The sequence below is a fragment of the Paraclostridium benzoelyticum genome, from assembly GCF_001006285.1.
In the GTDB taxonomy this organism is placed as follows: Bacteria; Bacillota; Clostridia; order Peptostreptococcales; family Peptostreptococcaceae; genus Paraclostridium; species Paraclostridium benzoelyticum.
In genome coordinates this window covers 1-1,932 of record NZ_LBBT01000096.1, presented here as the reverse complement: position 1 = coordinate 1,932, position 1,932 = coordinate 1, and the positions used below count along the sequence as shown (strand labels likewise).

Genomic DNA, 1,932 nt, shown 5'->3' with positions numbered 1-1,932 from the left:
AGGATAATAATAAAGTCAAACAAAATTTCAAAAAATAAAAAGAAATATATATCTTGAAATTTAAACATAATTACTATAATCTAAAGTTAAAATAATAAATAAACGGAGAATATATATGAGTGATGTTAACATAGGAGAAAAAATAATAGAATATAGAAATCAAAAGCAAATGACTATAAAAGAGGTTGCACAGATTGCAGGAGTAACACCGTCAATGCTTAGTCAGATAGAAAGAGGATTGTCAAATCCATCTATAAATACTTTAAAAATGATAGCAAAGGCATTAGAAGTTCCTCTATTTAACTTTTTTAAAGAAAATAAAAATAGCAAGCAATTAGTAGTAAGGAAGGATAAAAGGGTAAAACTTACATTTCCAGAAAATAATAACTTAATGTATGAGATGCTATCTCCTAGCTCTAATGGAGATATACAGCTTATGTCTATGGATCTAACTCCAAGTACACAAACTTCAGAAGAATTAATGGATCATGTAGGAGAGGAGGTTGCTGTAGTTTTAGATGGGACAGTAGATCTACATTTAGAAAAGGAAATTATAACTCTATATAAGGGGGATAGTGTAAAGATACTTCCTCATATGAGACACAAATGGGTAAACATTTATGAAGAAACTTCTAAAATTATATTTGCAGTAACACCACCAAGTTTTTAACAAAAACTATAAAGCGAGGTATTTTGATATGGAAAAATTATATTATGGATATTATAAATCACCTATTGGAATTTTAAGAATAGTAGTTGACGAAAGTTCTTTAGTAGCATTAGATTTTAATGAAGAGAAAAAGAAACAAAGTGATGAACATAGTTATATAAAAGAAGTTAAGAATCAGTTAGATGAATATTTTAAAGGAACAAGAGAACTATTTGATTTAAATATAAAAATAAATGGAACGGATTTTCAAAATAAGGTATGGAACGAGCTTACTAAAATACCATATGGAGAAACTATATCTTATAAAGAGATGGCAACTAGAATAGGAAATGACAAAGCTTGTAGAGCTGTGGGAAATGCTAATAATAAAAATAAGATAAGTATAGTTATACCATGTCATAGAGTTGTGGGATCTAATAAGAAACTTGTAGGGTATGCAGGGGGACTTGAAAAAAAAGAATGGTTGATAAACCATGAGAATAAAGTTACAAATGAGTAAACATACATCAATCACCCTATTATGAAAATATACATACTATAAAGTATATTTGCTAAATTAAAATTTTTATAGGGGATGAAAATCATTATGGAAATCGAAAAAGACATTTGTACTGTAGATCTCAAACTTAGCAAAAAGGAAATTGAAGCAATAAAACTTAGAGATATAGAAGATTTGAAACCTAAGTTGTGCGCTAAAAAAATGAATTTAAAGATAGATGAATTTGAAAATATACTAAACAATGCAAGGTATAAAATTGCAAAGGAAATTTATTATAATAATTGTATAAAAATAGTTATAGAAGAAGAAATTGAAGAAGATGATGCACTATATTTTACATTTAGATGTGCTGTTTGTGGGACTATATACAAAGTTAATGGGTATGAAGATAAAATAGCATGTCCATTATGTTTGAGTAATAAAGTTATGAGTGCAAAGGAAGCTGGATTTTATAAAAAAAGTTACTAGAGTTTTGTACTGAGACCCAAAAGTTGGACTTTATACAGGAATGAAAATTCATTCCTGTATTTTTTGTTTTATGCAATTTTAGATTCATAGTCAATTCTATATTTAACAGGGCTACGCCAATTTAATTTTTCTTTAATTCTATTGTTATTATAGTAGTAAATATAATCTGTTATAGCTATCTCTAATTCATTAAAACTTTTATATATTTTTCCATAGTACATTTCCTGTTTCATTACTCCAAAGAAATTTTCCATAGGAGAATTATCAAGACACGTACCTTTTCTAGACATACTTT

Annotated in this window: 4 protein-coding genes; 3 read left to right on the top strand and 1 reads right to left on the bottom strand. The window is 27.3% G+C overall.

Annotation, left to right across the window (positions count from 1 at the left end):
* Positions 1–115: 115 nt before the first annotated feature.
* From VN21_RS04415 to VN21_RS04405, 3 genes are all read left to right on the top strand, one after another.
* Positions 116–670, top strand: coding sequence for a helix-turn-helix domain-containing protein (locus VN21_RS04415; protein ID WP_046822229.1), 555 nt, complete (start codon positions 116–118; stop codon positions 668–670).
* Positions 671–698: 28 nt separating this feature from the next.
* Positions 699–1,169 carry a methylated-DNA--[protein]-cysteine S-methyltransferase gene (locus VN21_RS04410; protein ID WP_046822228.1) on the top strand — a complete coding sequence of 157 codons (471 nt, stop codon included), beginning with the start codon at positions 699–701 and terminating at the stop codon, positions 1,167–1,169.
* 87 nt (positions 1,170–1,256) lie between these two features.
* Positions 1,257–1,637, top strand: a complete 381-nt coding sequence (locus VN21_RS04405) for a DUF134 domain-containing protein (RefSeq protein ID WP_046822227.1) — start codon at positions 1,257–1,259, stop codon at positions 1,635–1,637.
* 68 nt (positions 1,638–1,705) lie between these two features.
* Here VN21_RS04405 and VN21_RS04400 read toward each other — a convergent pair.
* Positions 1,706–1,932: IS3 family transposase (locus VN21_RS04400; RefSeq protein ID WP_152650768.1), on the bottom strand; the 227-nt coding region annotated here is incomplete at its 5' end.